The following is a 1,345-nucleotide window of genomic DNA, read 5'->3' as shown; positions in this document are numbered from 1 at the left end:
CTCGCGGACCGCTGGGGCCCGCGCCCACCAGCAGCATGCCGAGCATGGCCAGGCGGCGCGCGCCCCAGCGGTCCGCGAGCGGGCCGCTGACGACGCCCAGCGCAAAATACAGGAATCCCGCCAGCGAAAACACGAGCGACACGGACCCGCGCGACGCCTCGAAGTCCCGCTGCAGCGCCGGTACGAACGCACTGAACGTGTACGCGCAGCCGAATCCGACGAAACAGACCGCGAACGCCGCCGCGACGACGACCCAGCCGTAGAAGACGCGCGATCCCATGCTACCGCTCCGGATGGCGCCGGTGCCACGACGTTCGCGCCTGGAACGCGGCGCCGGCCCGCACGAGCGCGTCCTCGCGCCAGCGGGGCGCCACCAGTTGCAGGCCGACCGGCATGCCATCGTCGGTGAAGCCGCCGGGCAGCGTGAGCGTCGGATGGCCGGACATGTTGAAGGGGCACGTGTAACGCTGCAGCCCGGCGATGAGGTCCGGCTGCGTGCCCAGCGTCCGGATCTGCGCGAGCGTGAGCGGGGCGAACGGCTGCACGGGCGTGAGCAGGACGTCGACGGCGGCGAGGACCCGGTCGACACGGCCGCGGAAGGCCGCGCGCCGCAGCAGGATGGCCTGGTAATCGGTGCCGGACAACGCCTTGCCGGCCTCGATCACCGCCGCGAGGACGGCACCGTAATCCGCCTGCATGCGCGGATAGCGGTCCCGGTGCGCCACGGCCGCCTCCACGGCACATTGCGGCACCCAGTCGGCGACGGTCTGTGCGACGTCGGGGAAGCGGACGTCGACGATTTCCGCGCCCAGCGCGGCAAACGTCGCGAGCGCCTCGGCGAGCACCGCGCACGTGCCGGCGTCCACGCCGTCGCGGTTCCACGCCGCGTCCACGCCGATGCGCCAGCCCGCGATGCCGGCGCCTGGCGTGTCGTTGGGGACAGGCGTCGGCGACGCCGTCGGGTCGTCCGGATCGGCCCCCGCGATGGCGCCCAGCAGGATGCCGGCGTCGATGGCGCTGCGGGCCATGGTCCCGACATGGTCCAGCGACGCCGCCAGTTCGGCCGCGCCGTGGCGGCTCACGCGGCCCCACGTCGGCTTCAGTCCCGTCAGGCCATTCGCCGCGGACGGCCAGCGGATCGACCCGCCCGTGTCCGAGGCGAGCGAGCCATATGCCATGCCCGCCGCGACGGCGACGCCGGAACCGCTCGACGAGATGCCCGGCCAGTAGTCCGCGTGCCACGGGTTGCGCGGCGGAATGATGGAGGGGTGGTGATCGGAATACGCGCCTTCGGTGAGTTCGGGCTTGCCGATGAGGACGGCGCCGGCGTCGCGGCGGGCATGGC

At 73.2% G+C, this 1,345-nt stretch carries 2 protein-coding genes; both read right to left on the bottom strand.

Annotated elements, in window-relative coordinates; translation table 11 throughout:
- The coding region (locus tag ACEN88_RS31870; protein WP_413346186.1) for an MFS transporter at positions 1–280 on the bottom strand (280 nt) is incomplete at its 3' end.
- A 1-nt stretch (position 281) separates the two neighbouring features.
- A partial coding sequence (locus tag ACEN88_RS31865) for an amidase (protein WP_413346185.1) occupies positions 282–1,345 on the bottom strand: 1,064 nt, incomplete at its 5' end.

The sequence above is a fragment of the Massilia sp. CT11-108 genome, from assembly GCF_047302915.1.
Lineage (GTDB): Bacteria > Pseudomonadota > Gammaproteobacteria > Burkholderiales > Burkholderiaceae_D > Telluria > Telluria orientalis.
Note: the sequence above shows the minus strand (reverse complement) of the source record. Positions and strands in the feature narration are given on the sequence as shown.